Raw genomic sequence first — 16,453 nt, 5'->3', positions numbered from 1 at the left:
GTGCGGGAACCCAGCACCGCAAGACGTCGGCCTCCCTGGTTCTGCGCCGGGGGACGGAAGCGGGCCTGATGCACCCGTGACCCAACCGGAGCGGCCAGGCTCAGCTGAGGGGCACAGCGAGTCCCGAAGCGCCGGCCGCGCACTGGCCGTCAGCGGATGCCCCGGCGTCAGCGGACGTTCCGGCGTCGGTGGATGCCCCGGCGTGGACGGACGCCGCGACGTCAGGCGGTGAAGCGAGCGGCTTGGCTGTCGATGAAGGTCTGCGCGCGTTCGAGGGTGTGCGAGCTGTACGTCCCTCCTGCGCGGGCATCGAGCAGGGCGTTCTGCTGGGCGTCCAGGAAGAGGCGTTGAAGTTCCCTCTGCTGGTGCAGGGGGCTGTCCGGATCGCGGTCCGCGGTCAGCATCTTGTCGAGGATCTCCGCCACGGCGAGGCCTCGCTCCCTGGCCTGCTGCAGCACAGCGGCGTCGAACGGCTTGCCGTTCTCGCGTTCGAGCGCGGTGTTGTCGAGCAGCGCCTGGGTCGCGGCCATGATCTCGGCGGCGAGCCGGGCGTACTCGCGGCGCTCGTGTTCCTCGTCGTTGCCGCGGATGCCGAGCAGCTTGATGAGCGTGGGCAGCGTGCCGCCCTGCAGGAGCAGCGTGACGATCGCGACGGTGAACGCGATCAGCACGAGCTCCGCGCGGTGGGGCACGTCGGTGGGCAGCGACTGGGCGGCGGCGAGCGTGACCACGCCGCGCATGCCGGACCAGGCGAGCACCGCGCCGCCACGCCAGCCGAGCCCTTCGCTGGCGTAGAACGTGGCGTCCGCGTGCTTGCGCCGCAACGCCCTGGTGGCGCGCTCGAAGCGCTTGCCGGGGTGGGGGCCCTGCTCGGAGATCCGGTCGAGCACCGCCTCGATCCGGCCGGTGAGCCGGTCGGCGCGGCGCTGCTGCCTGCGCAGCAACGCGATCAGCGGCACGACGAACACCACCCGCAGGACGACCAGCGCCAGGGTCGCCAGCAGGCCGAGGGTGAACGCGGCCCAGACGCTCTCACCCGACGCCCGCACGTCGCTGACGACCGCCGTGATCTCGAACCCCATGAGGAGGAAGACACCGTTCTCGAGCAACAACTGAATGGTGCGCCAGTTGGTGCGCTCGGAGATCCGGTCGTGCGCGGTGAACCGCTTCGCGCTCTGGTGACCGGTGATCAGGCCCGCCGTCACGACGGCGATCACGCCGGACGCGTGCAGCTCCTCCGCCGGGATGAAGGCGAGGAACGGCACGACGAACGAGATCGCGGTAGTGAGCACGGGCTGGCCCTGGATGCGCGAACGGGCCCAGACCGAGGCCGCGCCGATCACCGCGCCCACCACGACGCCGACGAGGACGGCCCGGCCGAAGTCGCCGAGCGCGCCCCAGAAGCTGACCGTGCCCGCGATCGCCGCGACGGCGGTGCGCAGCAGCACGAGCGCGGTCGCGTCGTTGACCAGGCCCTCACCCTCCAGGATGGTGACGAGCCGCGGCGGCAACCCCAGCCGCTTGCCGATCGACGTGGCCGCGACGGCGTCCGGCGGGCTGATCACCGCGCCGAGCGCGACGGCCGCGGGGAAGCCGACCTCGGGCAGCAGCCGCCAGATCAGCAGCCCGGTGCCGAACGCCGACCCGACGACGAGCAGCACCGACAGCGCGCCGATCGCGCGGAAGTTGCGGCGGAAGTCCATCACCGGCACGTTCACCGCGGCCGAGTAGAGGATCGGCGGCAGCACCACCGCGAGGATCCACTCCGGCTCGACGGCCACGTGCGGCGCGCCGGGCACCTGGCTGCACGCCATGCCGACGACCACCAGCAGCACCGGTGCCGCGACCCCGAGCTGGGGCGCGACGTAGGACACCGCCACGATGATCAGCACCGCCACGACGGCGAGCAACGCCACTTCCTGCATGATCGACAGTCTGGTCGCAGACGCTCAGTCCGGCCAGACGAGCAGCACCGGGCAGGGCGCGTGGTCGACCACGAACCGGCTGGCCGGACCGAGGCTCCTCGGCCCGGGACGCGCGTGGTCGCCGTCGCGCGCCACCACCAGCAGCTCGGCACCCTCCGCGGCCGTGACGACCTCGCGTTCGACCCGTCCGGTGCGTTCTCGTGTGGTGCACGGGCGCCCGAGCCGGTGCGCGGCGGCGGCCAGCAGGTCCCGGCCCGAGGTCGTGGCGAGCTGCTCCACGGCGGTGCCGGGGTCGCGTTCCCGGTGCTGCCCGCGCCCGAACAGCCCGGCGAACGCCCCGTGCGCCGCTTCCGGCACGTCGTGGCCGCTGACGTGCAGCAGGACGATCTCCGCGCTCGGGTGGTCGCGCACCGCGTCGACGCAGGCGGGCCAGGTGCCCTCGACGACCCAGACCAGGACTGCCACTCAGCCTCCGATCAGCTGCAGGGACCCCCACAGTGCCACCACGGCGGCGGCGAGGCTCGCCGGCACGGTCAGCAACCCGAGTTTCGTGAACTCGCCGAGGTCCACGTCGTGGTCGTGCTGGTGGACGATCCGCCGCCACAGCAACGTCGCCAGCGATCCCGCGTACGTCAGGTTCGGCCCGATGTTGACCCCGAGCAGCACCGCCAGCACCGCGCCCGGCCCGGTGGCCGCCACCAGCGGCAGCAGCACCAGCACAGCGGGCAGGTTGTTGATCAGGTTCGCCAGCACCGCCGCGAGCCCGGCGATCGCGAGCAGGGCGAGCAGCCCGCTGTGGTCGGGGATGACCCGCGCCAGCGCCGTGCCGAGCCCGTTGTCCACAACTGCCTTGACGATGATCCCGAGCGCCAGCACGAACGCCAGGAACGGCACGGACACCGACTTCGCGATCTTCCCGGCCGTCGTCCGCCGCCCCGCCAGCGCCCTGACCGCGAGCACCGCCGTACCCGCTGTCGCCGCCCACGCCGGGTCCACCCCGATCGCCGACGTCACCACGAACCCGGCGAGCGTGGCCACGACCGTCGCCAGCGCGAACACCGGCATCCGCGGCGCCTCCTCGTGCCGCGGCTCCGTGCTCGTGCCCAGCTCGCTCGCGAAGAACCGCCGGAACACCACGTACTCCGCGAGCACCGCCACCACCCACGGCCCCGCCATGAGCCCCGCGAACCGCGTGAACGACAACCCGCTCGCCGCGAACGCCAGCAGGTTCGTCAGGTTCGACACCGGCAGCAGCGTCGACGCGGTGTTCGACAGGTGGGTGCACGCGTACACCGGCGCCTTGGGCCGCACCCCGGCCCGTGCCGCCGTCGCGAACACCACCGGCGTCAGCAGCACCACCGTCGCGTCCAGGCTCAGCACCGCCGTGATCACCGACGCGAGCCCGAACACCCCGGCGAGCAACCGCTGCGGCCGCCCCGCCGCCCACCGCCCCAGCCACGCCCCGCAGGCCCGGAAGAGCCCCTCGTCCGCACACAGCTGCGCCAGCACCAGCACAGCGGCCAGGAACCACACGACCGGCGCCAGCCGCACCACCTCGTCCCACGCGTGCGGCACCCCGATGGCCCCGGTCAGCACCGCGACGAGCGCCGCGGGCACCGCGACCACCGCCTCCGGCCACCCCCACGGCCGCACCACCGCGCACACCAGCACCAGCACGAGCAGGACGACCGACACGCCCTCCGCCAGCCACCCGCTCACACCCGGCACTCCCGTCTCGCAGCCCGATCGCCGCAATCGAACCACGGCCGGACGGGCGAGTGCCGCACCACCAGCGGTGGCCGCGCCCACACCTCGGTCGTGAGCGCGGCGGCTTGTCCGCTATGCCGGTACTGCGGCGTCAGGCCAGGTTGTCGTTCTGCTGACGGACCACATGCGACGATGGTGAATCGTCCACTGTGGAGGAGACCGACCCGTGCCGTCTGTCCACCCAGGCCTCACGGAGCCGTCGGTCGTGACGCGCTCCGAGTCCTACCCGACCAGGCGGCGGCGCCAGTCCAGCGGGGTGACCGCGATGGCACGGCTGGGGTCGCCGTCCCACCGGACGGGGAGGCCGACCGCGGTGAGGGCGGCCACGACCTCGGCGCCGATGGCCGCGGTGGTCTCCTCGGAGCCGTCGAAGCCGCCGTAGAGCAGCGTGAGCCCGTGGCCGGCCGCGGCGGCTTCCGTGCACTGGGCGTGGAAGTAGACGAACCCGCGGGCGCCGGGCCAGGCCTCGTCGCCGATCTCGGCGTTGCCGCAGGTGCGGCAGCAGGTGAAGTTCTCGCGGGCGGCGATCTCGGCCTCCTCCAGCGCGATGAACGCGCGGGTGAGCCGTTCGGGGTCGGTCTCGCCCTGCCACGAGGCCTGCTCCGCGACCCGCTCCTGCCACAGCCGGTCGACCAGCGCCCGCGCCTGCTCGCGCGACACCGGCCGCCGGTCCGCCGTGACGAGGTACTCCTCGGCGACCTCGGCCAGCTCGCTGCGGGAGGCGTAGCCGCCGGCCAGCACCGCGCGGACGTGCCCCTCCAGGTTGGCCCGCTCGTCCTCGGCGAGGTCGAGCGGCGGCACCTCGGCCGCGGGCGCCAGGGTCAGCGGCGACCAGGGCAGGCCGCGGTTCCAGCCGGTCTCCCCGCGGGCCCAGCCGGTGAGCGTCGCGATCACGACCTCCGGCCGGTCGGCCGTCGTCTCGAAGTGCCAGTGCGGGGCGCCGTCGCGGTGCTCCAGCGCGTAGTCGCCACCGGTCTCGTGCCAGACCTGGGCGAACACGTCGGGCACGTCGGGAATCCGCTGGAGCACGAGGAACCGGTTGCCGGGGCCACCGAGCCCGTGCACCAGCGCCGCCAGCTCCCCGACCGACACGCGGACGTGCCGCTCCCCGTTCTCCGTCTGCACCGTGATCTCGAGCATGCGCAGACTGTGGCACACGCCCGTCACGTGCCGACGGAGGCCAGTGCGTCGAGCACCGCCGTGACGGGAGCACGCGAGCCCTGACGCACCGCGGCCGTGATCCGGCGGGTCACCGGCAGCTCCCGCGCCACCACGTCGTAGCGCGCGTCGACGGCCAGCGCGGGCAGCATCGCGACCGCGAGCCCGGCCTCGACGTGCCTGAGCGTCAGCATGTAGTTGCCGAACCGGGCCACGACCCGCGGCTCGAACCCCGCCTGCCGGCACAGCCGCGTGGCCAGGTTCGCCATGTACGAGCCGGGCACGTCGAACGCCCAGGCCTCGTCTTTGCACGCCGTGAGGTCCGTCGCGGGGTGGCCGGGCGGCGTCAGCAGCACCACCGGGTCCTCGCCCAGCGGCACGACGTCGATGTCCGGCGGCACCGGCAGCTCCACGAAGTCGGTGGTCGTGATGATCACGTCGACCTCGCCGGCCAGCAACGCGGGCATGCTGGCGTGCGGCTCCAGCTCGATCAGCTCGACCGCCAGGCGCGGGTGGCGCAGCTGCGCGACCGCGGGCACGGCCAGCGTGTGGATCGCGCTCTGGAACGCCCCCAGCCGCACCCGGCCGGACGGCTCGGCGTCGAACCCGCGCAGCTCGGCCTCGACGGCGTCCATGTGGTCGAGGATCGACCGGGCCCGCCGCGCCAGGATCAGGCCCGCCGACGTGAGCCGCACACGGCGGCCCGTGCGTTCCAACAGCTGTGTGCGCGTCTCTGCCTCAAGCACCGCCAGCTGCTGCGACACGCTCGACGCACTCATGTTGGCAGCCTGTGCCACCGCGCGCACGGTGCCCAACGCGTCGAGCTGGCTCAGCAGCCGCAGCCGCCACGGGTTCAGCGTCATGCTGTGCAGTATTTCCGAACAGCGGCCGTGGAATTGTGAGATGGACCTTATGCTCACCCGCTCGTAGCGTCGCAGGCCATGGAGACCTTCTGGGAGGACGTGGACCGCCACCTCGTGCGCTACGGCGGCACCTTCACGCGAGAGATCATCGACAGCGCGGCCGGCAGCTTCCTGTTCACCGAGGACGGCCGCCGGATCCTGGACTTCACGTCCGGCCAGATGAGCGCGATCCTGGGCCACTCACACCCGCGGATCGTGCAGACCGTCCAACGCCAGATCGCGAACCTCGACCACCTCTTCAGCGGCATGCTCAGCCGCCCGGTCGTCGACCTGGCCCGCCGCCTGGCCGGCACGCTGCCGGAACCGTTGCAGAAGGTGCAGCTGCTGACCACCGGCGCCGAGTCGAACGAGGCCGCCCTGCGCATGGCCAAGCTCGTCACCGGCAAGCACGAGGTCGTCGCGTTCGCCCGCTCCTGGCACGGCATGACCGCGGGCGCCGCGGCGGCCACCTACAGCGCGGGCCGCAAGGGCTACGGCCCGATCTCCGGCAACTTCGCCATCCCGGTGCCGTCCGCCGACTGGCAGGCGCAGCTCGACCTGGCGTTCGACCTGATCGACGCCCAGTCGGTGGGCTCGCTGGCCGCCTGCGTCGTCGAGCCGATCCTGAGCTCCGGCGGCATCCTCGAACCCCCGCTGGGCTACTTCGCCGCGTTGCAGGCCAAGTGCCGCGAACGCGGCATGCTGCTGATCTTCGACGAGGCGCAGACCGGCCTGTGCCGCACCGGCACCTGGTACGCGTTCGAACGCGACGGGGTGGTCCCCGACATCCTGACGCTGTCGAAGACCCTGGGCGCCGGCCTGCCGCTGGCCGCCGTGATCACCTCCGCCGAGATCGAGGAGGAGGCACACGCCCGCGACTACCTGTTCTTCACCACGCACGTGTCCGACCCGCTGGTCGCCGCGGTCGGCAACACCGTCCTCGACGTGCTGGTCGAGGAACGCCTGGACGAGCGGGCGGTGAAGCTCGGAGCCCACCTGCGCACCGGCCTGGAGGACATCGCCTCCAGGCACGACCTGGTGACCGACGTGCGCGGGCGCGGGCTGCTGGTCGGGCTGGAGATCGCCGACGAGTCGCTGAGCGCGCCGATCACGCGGAAGTGCCTGGACCTGGGCCTGCACATGAACATCGTGCAGGTGCCGGGGATGGGCGGGGTGTTCCGGATCGCGCCCGCGCTGACCGTGACCGAAGAGGAACTGGAACTGGGGCTGAGCATCCTCGACGAGGCGATCGCGGCATCCGCGTAGAAGTCCAGAAAAATGTCCGAACATGCTTTTCCGAGTATTTCCGTGGATTCGTGCGGGTAATTGCAGTGCCCGATAGGGCGTCGCGGCTAACGGAGGTGCGTGCGTTCTCGGATCAACCTGCATTGCCGAGCCTTTTCGAGCAGTGGAAGTGCACGAGCGGTGCCGTGCCGGTCGCCGACGGGAACATCGACGTGTGGCGGCAATGCCGCAAGCAGTACAACAACCCCAACGCGTCCGGCGCCCACTCGAACCTGTACAGCTGGTACTGCGTCTACTGATGCGATGAGCGGTGCGGCGCCGTGACCCCCTAGCGTGGGTGGCATGGCGCTCACCGAGGAAGAGACCGCGATCATCGCGCTGGTCCGCGAGTTCGCCGACCGCGAGGTCCGGCCGGTCGCGCGGGAGCTCGACCACACCGACACCTACCCGGAGGCGCTCATCGACCGGATGAAGGCGATGGGCGTCTTCGGGCTGGCGGTTCCCGAGCCGTGGGGACCGGTGGCGGTGTCGGCGGAGTGCTACGCCGGGGTCACCGAGGAGCTGGCCCGCGGCTGGATGTCGCTGGCCGGTGCGATGGGCGGGCACACCGTGGTGGCGAAGCTGCTGGTGGCGTTCGGGACGCGTGAGCAGCAGGACGCCTACCTGCCGCGGATGGCCACCGGGGAGCTGCGGGCGACGATGGCGCTGACCGAACCCGGTGGCGGCTCGGACCTGCAGGCCATCCGCACGACCGCACGCCGCGACGGCGACGGGTACGTCATCAACGGCGCCAAGACGTGGATCACGAACGCGCGCCGGTCCGGGCTGATCGCGTTGCTGTGCAAGACCGATCCGTCGGCCGCGCCGCCGCACAGAGGCGTGTCCGTGCTGCTGGTCGAGAAGGGGCCGGGGCTCACCGTGTCGCGTGACCTGCCCAAGCTCGGCTACAAGGGCGTGGAGAGCTGTGAGCTGAACTTCGACGACTTCCGCGCACCGGCGACCGCGGTGCTCGGTGGCGAGGAGGGGCAGGGGTTCGCGCAGATGATGCGCGGCCTGGAGATCGGGCGCATCCAGGTGGCGTGCCGGGCGCTCGGTGTCGCGCAGGCCGCGCTGGACGACTCGCTGCGGTACGCGCGGGAACGGGAGAGCTTCGGCAAACCGATCTGGCAGCACCAGTCGATCGGCAACTACCTCGCGGACATGGCGACCAAGGTCGAAGCCGCCCGCCAGCTCACCCTGCACGCGGCACGCCGGTACGACTCCGGCGAGCGCGCGGACCTGGAGGCGGGCATGGCGAAGCTGTTCGCCTCGGAGACCGCGATGGAGGTGGCGCTCAACGCCGTGCGGATCCACGGCGGGTACGGCTACTCCACGGAGTTCGACGTCGAGCGGTACTTCCGGGACGCGCCGCTGATGATCGTCGGTGAGGGCACCAACGAGATCCAGCGCACCGTCATCGCCCGCCAGCTGGTCAAGAGGGCGTCGTCGTGACCACGGAGCTGCTGCTGCCCTGGCCGGCGCGGGCGCTCGGGGCGCTGCTGGACGTGCCGGTGCCCGACCTGGCGGAGGAGGGCCTGCCGCCGCTGTGGCACTGGCTCTACCTGCTCGACCACCCGGCGCAGGCCGATCTCGGCCAGGACGGGCACCCGGTGCGCAACACCGTGCCCCTCCCGCCGCCCGGACGGCGCCGGATGTGGGCCGGCGGCCGGGTGCGGCAGTCCGGTCCGCTGCGGTGCGGCGAGACGGCGACCCGCGAGACGACCGTGCTGTCCACAGAGGACAAGCAGGGCAGGTCGGGGCCGCTGACGTTCGTCGTGGTCGGGCACCAGATCTGGCAACGCGGCGAGGTCGTCGTCGAGGAGGAGCACGACATCGTCTACCGCGAACCCGGCCCTGCCCCCGACTTCGCACAGACGGCCGAGGTGCCCGCCACCGGGGACGAGTGGGTGGTCGACGTGACGCCGACGCTGCTGTTCCGCTTCTCCGCGCTGACCTACAACGCCCACCGCATCCACTACGACCGCGACTACGCGCGCGATGTCGAGGGGTATCCCGGTCTGCTCACGCACGGCCCGTTGCAGGCGCTCGCGATGGCCGAGGCTGGACGTGCCCAAGGGCTCCAGGGCGACTTCGAGTACCGGCTCGTCGCCCCGCTGTTCGACCACCAGGGCATGGTCGTCACGCCCACGGCGGTCCGCGACCGGTACGGCCGGGTTCACGGGAGCCCTCCGGTGAACCCGCCGGTCCTCAGCCGGCGGTGACCTCGGTGGTCCCGCGGCGCCGCAGCCGCAGGACCACCGCCACCGCGAGCAGGACGGCCAGCACGCTGTAGGCCACGGCCGCGAACGGGCTCGCGACCAGCGCGGTCGGGTCGCCCTCGCTGATCTGCAGGGTCCTGCGCAGCTGTTCCTCCGCCATCGGGCCGAGGATCAGGCCCACCACCAGCGGCGCGACCGGGTAGCCGTGACGGCGCATGAAGAAGCCGATCACGCCGATCACCAGCAGCACGACGAGGTCGTCCACCACGAAGTTCACCGCGTACGTGCCCAGCGCGGCGAACAGCAGGATGCCCGCGTACAGGTAGGGACGGGGGATCTGCAGCACCTTCACCCACATCTTGACCAGCGGCAGGTTCAGCACGAGCAGCATCACGTTGCCGATGTACAGCGACGCGATCAACGCCCACACCAGCGACGAGTTGGTCGTGAACAGCAGCGGCCCCGGCTGGATGCCGTAGCTCTGGAACGCCGCCACGATCACCGCCGCCGTCGCCGTGGTCGGCAGGCCCAGCGTCAGCAACGGCACCAGCACACCCGCCGCCGCCGCGTTGTTCGCCGCTTCCGGCCCCGCCACGCCCTCGATGGCTCCGCGCCCGAACTCCTCCGGGTGCTGGGAGAGCTTCTTCTCCGCCGCGTAGGACAGGAACGTCGACACGTCCGCGCCACCCGCGGGCACGGTGCCGATCGGGAAGCCGATCGCCGTGCCACGCAGCCACGGCTTCCAGGAGCGCGTCCAGAAGTCGCGGGTGAACCACCTGCCGCCGACCGGGACGACCTCGACCGGCCCGTGCCGCAGGCGGGACGCGACGTAGATCGCCTCGCCCACCGCGAACACGCCGACCGCCACCACGACGACGTCGACGCCGTCGGCCAGCGTCGGGATGCCCAGGGTGAACCGCGACTGGCCGGACAGCGTGTCCGTGCCGATCAGGCCGATGAACAACCCGAGCGCCAGCGACGCCAGGCCGCGCACGGGGGAGGACCCGAGCAGCGCGGCGACCGTGGTGAACGCCACGACCATCAGCGCGAAGTAGTCGGCGGGCCCGAGCGTGACCGCGAGATCGGCGATCGCCGGTGCCAGCGCGGTGAGCAGCACGGTCGCGATGGTGCCCGCCACGAACGACCCGATCGCCGCCGTCGCGAGCGCCGCCGCGCCCCTGCCCGCGCGGGCCATCTTGTTGCCCTCCAGGGCGGTCACGATGGACGACGACTCACCGGGCGTGTTCAGCAGGATCGACGTCGTCGAGCCGCCGTACATGCCGCCGTAGTAGATGCCCGCGAAGATGATCAGCGCGGCGGTCGGTTCGAGCGTGTAGGTCAGCGGCAGCAGCAACGCCACTGTCATGGCCGGCCCGATGCCCGGCAGCACGCCGACCGCGGTGCCGAGCGTGACGCCGAGCAGCGCGTAGAGCAGGTAGAGGGGCTGCGCGGCGGTCGCGAAACCGTCGAGCAGCGCGGTGAGGCTAGCCATCGAGGAGTGGCACCCCCTCGAACACGCCGGCGGGCAGCGACAGGCCCAGCCCGGACGCGAACACGACCTGCACCACCAGCGCCAGCACCACGGCGACGATCAGCGCACGCCACCACACCGCGCCCAGCGCCCACGCGGCGCCGAAGAACAGCACGGTCGCGGCGACCGGCCACCCGGCGATGTCGATCAACGCCAGGTGCGCCACCAGCACGACGACCAGCTTGGCCACCGTCGCCCAGTCCGTGCGCACGCCGGTGTCGACGTCCTCGGCGTCCTCGGCCTCACCGAGCCTGCCACTCGCGGTGGCGATGATCGCCGCGATGCCGGTGACGACCAGCAGCGCTCCCACGGCGTAGGGGAAGGCACGCGGCCCGACGGAGGTGTCGGTGCCGCGCGAGGCGATCGTGGTCGCGTCGACGAGGACGAACGCCCCGATCGCCGCGACCAGACCGCCGAAGCCGTACTCCTCGGCCTTCTCCGCACTCACTTCGCGAGGCCCATCTCCTCGAGCGCGGGCTTGATCCGGCCGATCTCCTTGGTGAGGAACGTCGAGAACTCGTGGCCGGTCAGGAACGTGTCCGTCCAGCCCTTCTTCTTGAGCTCCTCCTGCCACTGCTGGCTGTTGCGCATGTCGGTCACCAGCGTGATCAGCCGCTCCTTGGCCGCGGGCGAGATCGAGCCGGGCGCCACCACACCACGCCAGTTGATCAGCTCGACGCCCTTGCCGACGCCCTTGAGGGTGGGCACGCCACCGAGCTCCGCGTGCTCCTTCGGCCCGGACGTGCCGAGCGCGCGCAGCTTGCCCGCCTTGATCTGCTCGCGGTACTCGCCGACACCGGAGATGCCCGCGTCGACCTTCTTGCCCAGCAACGCCGCCAGCGACTCGCCGCCGCCCGAGTAGGGCACGTAGTTGAGCTTGGCCGGGTCGATGTCCTTGGCCTCCAGCAGCATCGCCGCGAGGACGTGGTCGGTGCCACCGGCGGAGCCACCGGTGATGGAGACGCCTTTGCCCTTCGCGTTCACAACGTTGAGGAGGTCGTCGATCGTCTTGTGCGGCGAGTCGGCGGGCACGACGACGACCTCGTCCTCCGCGGTCAGCCGCGCGATCGGGGTGGTGTCCTCCAGGCGGGTGTCGACGTTGTTGGTCTCCACCGCGCCGACCATCACCAGGCCGGTGACCATCAGGTACTGCTCGGAGCGCTCGGTCGCGAGCTTCTTCAGCCCGACCGTGCCACCCGCGCCGCCGACATTGCTGACCTGGATCGATCTCACCAGGTTCGCGCTGTTCATGGCGCTCTGCATCGCGCGCGCGGTCTGGTCCCAGCCGCCACCGGGGTCGGCGGGCGCCATGATCTCCAGCTTCGCGAGCGCGTCACTGCCGCTCTGCGACCTCTGACCGCAGCCGGCCACCAGGAGCCCCGCTGCGGCCACCACCGCGACCCATTTCGTGCGCATTGTCGACTCACCTGTTCCCTGGGCGATGTTGGGCGGGAACGCTAAGGACGAGTGGGGCGGCACGTAAGGAAACGGTCGTAAGACTCGTATTGGTCGTTTAGTTTGTGGCGCCGACCACAGCACTTGCGTTACAACGTCAGCCATGCGCCGCCGTCGCCGCGTCTCACTGGGCGTGTCCCTGCTGGTCCTGCAGGTGGTCATCGTCCTGGTGACCACGTGCGCCGCCGGGCTGCTCGCGGCCAAGCTGCAGAGCGACCGCATCCGCGAGGCCTACAAGGACCGCATGCTGGCGGTCGCCGAGAGCGTCGCCAGGCTGCCGACGGTCGTCAGCGCGTTCGACATGCCCGACCCGGCCGCCACCATCCAGCCGCTGGCCGAGCTGATCCGCACCGCCTCCGCCGTGACCTACGTGGTGGTGACGGACCGCAACGGCGTCCGCTACGCCCACCCCGACCCGAACCGGATCGGCGAACGCGTCTCCACCGACCCGACCACCGCGTTGTCCGGCAACGTCTTCGTCGGCACCGAGACCGGAACGCTCGGCACCTCGCTGCGCGCCAAGGTCCCCATCCGCTCCGCCGACGGCCGCATCATCGGCATGGCCTCGGTCGGCGTCCTGGAGAGCCAGCTCTCCGCCGACCTCGCCGAGGACCTGCCGGAGCTCATCAGCTGGCTCGCGCTGGCCGCGCTGGTCGGCGTGCTGGGCGCCGCACTCGTGACCCAGCTGGTCCGCCGCCGCACGTTCCGCCTCGAACCTGCCGAGATCGCGCAGCTGCTGGAGACCCGCGACGCGATGCTGCACGGCATCCGCGAGGGCGTCGTCGCCGTCGACCAGCACGGCCGCCTGGTCCTGGTCAACGACGAGGCGATGCGCCTGCTCGGCCTGCACGACGACCCGACCGGTAGGCCCGCCGACGAGGTGCTCGACGCCGGCGTCCTCGACCTCGCCCGCGGCGACGACGCGACCGACCGCCTGGTGCTGGCCGGCGAACGCGTCCTCGTCGCCAACCGCATGACCGCCAAGACCGCCGGCCGCGCCGTCGGCGTCGTCCTGACGTTGCGCGACCGCACCGAGCTGCACGACGCCCTGCGCCAGCTCGACGGCCAGCGCACCGTCACCGAGGTCCTGCGCGCCCAGGCCCACGAGTTCTCCAACCACCTGCACGTCATCGGCGGCCTCGTCGAGCTCGACCGCCGCGACGACGCCGTGGCCTACATCGAACGCGTCGGCGGCGCCGGCTCCATCACCTCCGACATCGTCACCGGCGCCGGCGTGGACCCCGCACTGGCCGCACTCCTGCTCGCCAAGTCCTCCACCGCCCACGAACGCGGCGTGGCCCTGCGCCTGGACTCCGCGTCCTCGGTGGACGTCCGCGCCGGCGACGACGCCCTGACCGTCCTGGGCAACCTCCTCGACAACGCCGTCGACGCCGTGGACACCGGCGGCACCGTCCGCGTCCTGGTGCGCTCCTCCGACGCGGGCGTGCGGGTCGTGGTCGACGACGACGGTCCCGGCATCGCCGAACCGGACCGCGACCGCGTCTTCGACCTGGGCGTGAGCTCCAAGGCGGTGGCCGGCGCCCACGGCCGCGGCATCGGCCTCGCCCTGGTCTCCCGCGTCGTCACCCGCCGCAACGGCCGGGTCGACATCACGGACTCTTCGCTCGGCGGCGCGTCGTTCGACGTGTGGCTACCGGAAACGGGGAACAGATGACCGTCCGCACCCTGGTCGTCGACGACGACTTCGCCGTCGCGGCCATCCACCGCGAGTTCCTGGCCTCCCTGCCCGACTTCGAGGTGGTCGGCGAGGCCCACGGCGGCGGCGAGGCGCTGCGCGCCGTCGAGACCCTGCGCCCGGACCTGGTGCTGCTCGACATCCACCTGCCCGACATCTCGGGCCTGGAGGTGCTGGCCCGGTTGCGCGCCCGCTCCGGCCCACCGGTGGACGTGATCGCGGTGACGGCCGCTCGCGAACTGGAGACCGTCCGCCAGGCGATGTCGCGCGGCGTCGACCACTACCTCGTGAAACCCTTCACCCGCACGGCGTTCCTGGACCGCATGCAGCAGTACGCGGTGCGGCGCACCGAGGTCCTGCGCCTCGGCCGGTGGCTCGACCAGGACGAGGTCGACCAGCTGCTGCAACACCGCCCGCGCTCGGCCGGCGTCCCGAAGGGCCTGTCGGCGTTGACGCTGAAGCTCGTTATCGCGGCGCTGCGGGACTGCGAGAGCGACCTGTCGGCGCAGGAGGTCGGGGAACGGGCCGGGTTGTCGCGGGTGAGCGCGCGGCGGTACCTGGAGCACCTGGTGAGCATCGGGAAGGCCGAGGTCCAGCCGCGGTACGGGATGGCGAACCGACCGTCGCACGGCTACCGCCTGACCTGACCGTTCCGCATCATCCGGCAAAGCCGCGCCAGTGCTCACCCGTTTTCGAACGCGGCCGGCTCACATCAGGTCCGTTGAGATCAGCTCGTTCAATTTCGCTATTCGTGCAAGAGCCGGTCGACCAGCAGCTTCACATCCGGCTCGCCGAACCCCCGCGGGAGTTGCACGTATTGCGCTGAGACGAGGTGCGCCAACTCGGGCGGAAGTGTCGCGGCGTTCAGCTTGAGCCGGGCACCGAGCAGCACCGGAACCACCGGCACACCGCTCTCGTGCGCCAGGACGAGTTCTCTGCGCACCCAGTCCTGGGGATTCTCCAGGTGTGGCACGCCGTCGTCATCACATTCGTGTTCCCAGCGGCGGCCGATCACGGCGAGAACAGTCTGGCAATGGCGCACGTTGTCCTCGAGCGCGGCGGCGAAGTCGGGGGTACCGGGCCGGATCGAGCGGACGTCGCGGAAGACCGCCTTCTCGCCGAGGCGGCGGCTGAGCTCCCTGTGCAGCAGTTCCGGTGCCTCCTGGGCGTCGCCGGTGCGGTAGTTGATGAAGAACCTCGGCCAGGGGGCGGGCGGGTCGAGCCGCACCCGGTACGGGCTGAGCAGGTCTCGCAGCCACGGGAACTCGGTGTCGTCGTCGAGGACGTGCCGGACACCGGTGGGTGCGGGAACCGGGCAGCGGTCGTCGAAGAGCACGAGGGTGTCGCGCGGCATGTCGGCGATGGACTGCCAGAGGATGCCGTCCGCCCAGGGGACCTGGTCGTGCAGCCACGTCGCCCACTCCCTGGTGAAGGGGAAGTGCTCAGGCGGACCGACGACGAGCCTGCTGTCCTGGTGCACCTCGGCGAGGTCCTGGGCGGTGTACAGGCGGATGAGGTTCAGGTCCCTGGTGGTGCGCACCTCGGTGAGCACCTGGCCGATGAGCGAGGCCCGCGACAGCATCCGCTCGGCGCCGGAGGTGAGTGCGAACTCCCGCAGGAACCGCTCCGCGATGGTCGTCTCCGGCGCGGCCGACAGGCACACGGTGCGATAGCCGCAGGCAGCGGTCGCGTCGAACCGGCCGCCACCACCGAACGGGCCGGCGTGCGGCTTGTCGAACATGGCCGGGTCCTGTGCCGCGGCGTGCACCCGGTGCAGCACCGTGCCCGCGGGAACGGTCGCACGCGTCGGCGTGCCGGTGAGCGTCGCGGGAGGCGCGTGGTGGATCACGGGTCAGCCCTCCACCACTGCGGCCGCCGCGGCCACCAGCTCGTCGTCCGGCGCTCGGCCGATCAACGTGACCGGCCGCTCGCGCAGCCAGACGTTCGCGCTGAACCACCAGTCGGCGGCACCCCACGGGTCCCGGTGGGCGTGCAGGAGCAGGTTGATCCGCAGGACGACGTCGAGCGGTTCACCGGTCGCGTCGAACTGGAACGTCGGCACGGAGGCGCTGCCGTCGTCGCGGTGCAGCTTGATCACCCCGAGGACGTCCGGGTTGTGGCCCCGTTCGCGCAGGTCGGCCGCTGACTCCCAGTCGTTGGTCAGTATCCGCTCCTTGGCACCGCGCGGCCGTCCGCCGAGCCTGACGTCGTCGGAGAGCCGGACCAGTGCGAGGTCGAGATCGGCCAGTTGCGCGGTGCTCGCGTACCGGACGCCGGCGTCGGCGAACACGCGGTCGTCGTGCGGCAGCAGGTCACCGAGCAGCTTCGTCACCTCGTGCGCGGCCGCGGCCCGTTCCACCGGTGTGACCGCACCGCGCATCCTGTCGACCAGGGAATGCAATCGTGCGCGCCCGTTCTCGCCGAGCAGGTCGTTGATCCGATCCCAGTCCTCGATGAGCGCGTAGATGAGGTGCTGCACCGCCACGGCGACCACTCCGAATCCGTAGGGCGACATT

At 71.7% G+C, this 16,453-nt stretch carries 16 protein-coding genes; 6 read left to right on the top strand and 10 right to left on the bottom strand.

What is annotated here, in order from left to right; all coding sequences use genetic code 11:
• Window positions 1-221: 221 nt before the first annotated feature.
• The 5 genes from ADL03_RS08470 to ADL03_RS08450 all read right to left on the bottom strand — a co-directional run bounded on the left by ADL03_RS08470 (window position 222) and on the right by ADL03_RS08450 (window position 5,713).
• Window positions 222-1,925, bottom strand: coding sequence for a sodium:proton antiporter (locus tag ADL03_RS08470; RefSeq protein ID WP_053732803.1), 1,704 nt, complete (start codon window positions 1,923-1,925; stop codon window positions 222-224).
• Between the two features lie 24 nt (window positions 1,926-1,949).
• The gene (locus tag ADL03_RS08465) at window positions 1,950-2,390 is read right to left on the bottom strand and encodes a universal stress protein (RefSeq protein ID WP_053732802.1); all 441 of its coding nucleotides are present in this window, start codon (window positions 2,388-2,390) and stop codon (window positions 1,950-1,952) included.
• On the bottom strand, window positions 2,391-3,632 hold the full coding sequence (locus tag ADL03_RS08460) for an SLC13 family permease (RefSeq protein WP_197288205.1): 1,242 nt from the start codon (window positions 3,630-3,632) through the stop codon (window positions 2,391-2,393).
• Window positions 3,633-3,914: 282 nt separating this feature from the next.
• Entirely contained in the window at window positions 3,915-4,832 is a 918-nt protein-coding gene (locus ADL03_RS08455; protein ID WP_053732801.1) for a hypothetical protein, read from the bottom strand.
• Between the two features lie 23 nt (window positions 4,833-4,855).
• On the bottom strand, window positions 4,856-5,713 hold the full coding sequence (locus ADL03_RS08450; RefSeq protein WP_053732800.1) for a LysR substrate-binding domain-containing protein: 858 nt from the start codon (window positions 5,711-5,713) through the stop codon (window positions 4,856-4,858).
• Window positions 5,714-5,791: 78 nt separating this feature from the next.
• Between ADL03_RS08450 and ADL03_RS08445 the strand changes: the two genes are divergently transcribed.
• The 4 genes from ADL03_RS08445 to ADL03_RS08435 all read left to right on the top strand — a co-directional run bounded on the left by ADL03_RS08445 (window position 5,792) and on the right by ADL03_RS08435 (window position 9,258).
• Window positions 5,792-7,018, top strand: coding sequence for an aspartate aminotransferase family protein (locus ADL03_RS08445; RefSeq protein WP_053732799.1), 1,227 nt, complete (start codon window positions 5,792-5,794; stop codon window positions 7,016-7,018).
• 122 nt (window positions 7,019-7,140) lie between these two features.
• Window positions 7,141-7,296 carry a hypothetical protein gene (locus ADL03_RS46785; protein WP_157528343.1) on the top strand — a complete coding sequence of 52 codons (156 nt, stop codon included), beginning with the start codon at window positions 7,141-7,143 and terminating at the stop codon, window positions 7,294-7,296.
• A 43-nt stretch (window positions 7,297-7,339) separates the two neighbouring features.
• The gene (locus ADL03_RS08440) at window positions 7,340-8,488 is read left to right on the top strand and encodes an acyl-CoA dehydrogenase family protein (RefSeq protein ID WP_053732874.1); all 1,149 of its coding nucleotides are present in this window, start codon (window positions 7,340-7,342) and stop codon (window positions 8,486-8,488) included.
• Complete coding sequence (locus tag ADL03_RS08435; RefSeq protein ID WP_053732798.1) at window positions 8,485-9,258, top strand: MaoC family dehydratase N-terminal domain-containing protein; 774 nt, start codon at window positions 8,485-8,487, stop codon at window positions 9,256-9,258. The genes ADL03_RS08440 and ADL03_RS08435 overlap by 4 nt, the downstream gene beginning before the upstream one ends.
• Here ADL03_RS08435 and ADL03_RS08430 read toward each other — a convergent pair.
• The 3 genes from ADL03_RS08430 to ADL03_RS08420 are packed head-to-tail and all read right to left on the bottom strand — an operon-like array spanning window position 9,245 to window position 12,202.
• On the bottom strand, window positions 9,245-10,747 hold the full coding sequence (locus ADL03_RS08430; protein ID WP_053732797.1) for a tripartite tricarboxylate transporter permease: 1,503 nt from the start codon (window positions 10,745-10,747) through the stop codon (window positions 9,245-9,247). The two genes, ADL03_RS08435 and ADL03_RS08430, sit on opposite strands and share 14 nt — an antisense overlap.
• The gene (locus ADL03_RS08425; protein WP_053732796.1) at window positions 10,740-11,234 is read right to left on the bottom strand and encodes a tripartite tricarboxylate transporter TctB family protein; all 495 of its coding nucleotides are present in this window, start codon (window positions 11,232-11,234) and stop codon (window positions 10,740-10,742) included. The genes ADL03_RS08430 and ADL03_RS08425 overlap by 8 nt, the downstream gene beginning before the upstream one ends.
• Complete coding sequence (locus ADL03_RS08420; protein WP_053732795.1) at window positions 11,231-12,202, bottom strand: tripartite tricarboxylate transporter substrate binding protein; 972 nt, start codon at window positions 12,200-12,202, stop codon at window positions 11,231-11,233. The genes ADL03_RS08425 and ADL03_RS08420 overlap by 4 nt, the downstream gene beginning before the upstream one ends.
• A 142-nt stretch (window positions 12,203-12,344) precedes the next feature.
• On the opposite strand from ADL03_RS08420, the gene ADL03_RS08415 reads away from it, so the two are divergent.
• Both ADL03_RS08415 and ADL03_RS08410 read left to right on the top strand, forming a co-directional pair.
• Window positions 12,345-13,916, top strand: coding sequence for a sensor histidine kinase (locus ADL03_RS08415; RefSeq protein ID WP_053732794.1), 1,572 nt, complete (start codon window positions 12,345-12,347; stop codon window positions 13,914-13,916).
• The gene (locus ADL03_RS08410) at window positions 13,913-14,584 is read left to right on the top strand and encodes a response regulator (protein ID WP_053732793.1); all 672 of its coding nucleotides are present in this window, start codon (window positions 13,913-13,915) and stop codon (window positions 14,582-14,584) included. The genes ADL03_RS08415 and ADL03_RS08410 overlap by 4 nt, the downstream gene beginning before the upstream one ends.
• A 98-nt stretch (window positions 14,585-14,682) precedes the next feature.
• Here ADL03_RS08410 and ADL03_RS08405 read toward each other — a convergent pair whose 3' ends face one another.
• Window positions 14,683-15,786, bottom strand: coding sequence for an RES family NAD+ phosphorylase (locus ADL03_RS08405; RefSeq protein WP_053732792.1), 1,104 nt, complete (start codon window positions 15,784-15,786; stop codon window positions 14,683-14,685).
• A 3-nt stretch (window positions 15,787-15,789) separates the two neighbouring features.
• On the bottom strand, window positions 15,790-16,431 hold the full coding sequence (locus ADL03_RS08400; RefSeq protein WP_053732791.1) for a hypothetical protein: 642 nt from the start codon (window positions 16,429-16,431) through the stop codon (window positions 15,790-15,792).
• Between the last annotated feature and the right edge of the window lie 22 nt (window positions 16,432-16,453).

Origin of the sequence: Nocardia sp. NRRL S-836, from assembly GCF_001279525.1 — a bacterium.
In the GTDB taxonomy this organism is placed as follows: Bacteria; Actinomycetota; Actinomycetes; order Mycobacteriales; family Pseudonocardiaceae; genus Lentzea.
This window is presented reverse-complemented; position numbering and strand designations above follow the sequence as displayed.

Bases quoted from the DNA above. Each gene is read 5' to 3' on its own strand.
- ADL03_RS08450 (WP_053732800.1), bottom strand. From the start codon at position 5,713: ATGACGCTGAACCCGTGGCGGCTGCGGCTGCTGAGCCAGCTCGACGCG.
- ADL03_RS08470 (WP_053732803.1), bottom strand. From the start codon at position 1,925: ATGCAGGAAGTGGCGTTGCTCGCCGTCGTGGCGGTGCTGATCATCGTG.
- ADL03_RS08420 (WP_053732795.1), bottom strand. From the start codon at position 12,202: ATGCGCACGAAATGGGTCGCGGTGGTGGCCGCAGCGGGGCTCCTGGTG.
- ADL03_RS08440 (WP_053732874.1), top strand. From the start codon at position 7,340: ATGGCGCTCACCGAGGAAGAGACCGCGATCATCGCGCTGGTCCGCGAG.
- ADL03_RS08410 (WP_053732793.1), top strand. From the start codon at position 13,913: ATGACCGTCCGCACCCTGGTCGTCGACGACGACTTCGCCGTCGCGGCC.
- ADL03_RS08415 (WP_053732794.1), top strand. From the start codon at position 12,345: ATGCGCCGCCGTCGCCGCGTCTCACTGGGCGTGTCCCTGCTGGTCCTG.
- ADL03_RS08445 (WP_053732799.1), top strand. From the start codon at position 5,792: ATGGAGACCTTCTGGGAGGACGTGGACCGCCACCTCGTGCGCTACGGC.
- ADL03_RS08455 (WP_053732801.1), bottom strand. From the start codon at position 4,832: ATGCTCGAGATCACGGTGCAGACGGAGAACGGGGAGCGGCACGTCCGC.
- ADL03_RS08430 (WP_053732797.1), bottom strand. From the start codon at position 10,747: ATGGCTAGCCTCACCGCGCTGCTCGACGGTTTCGCGACCGCCGCGCAG.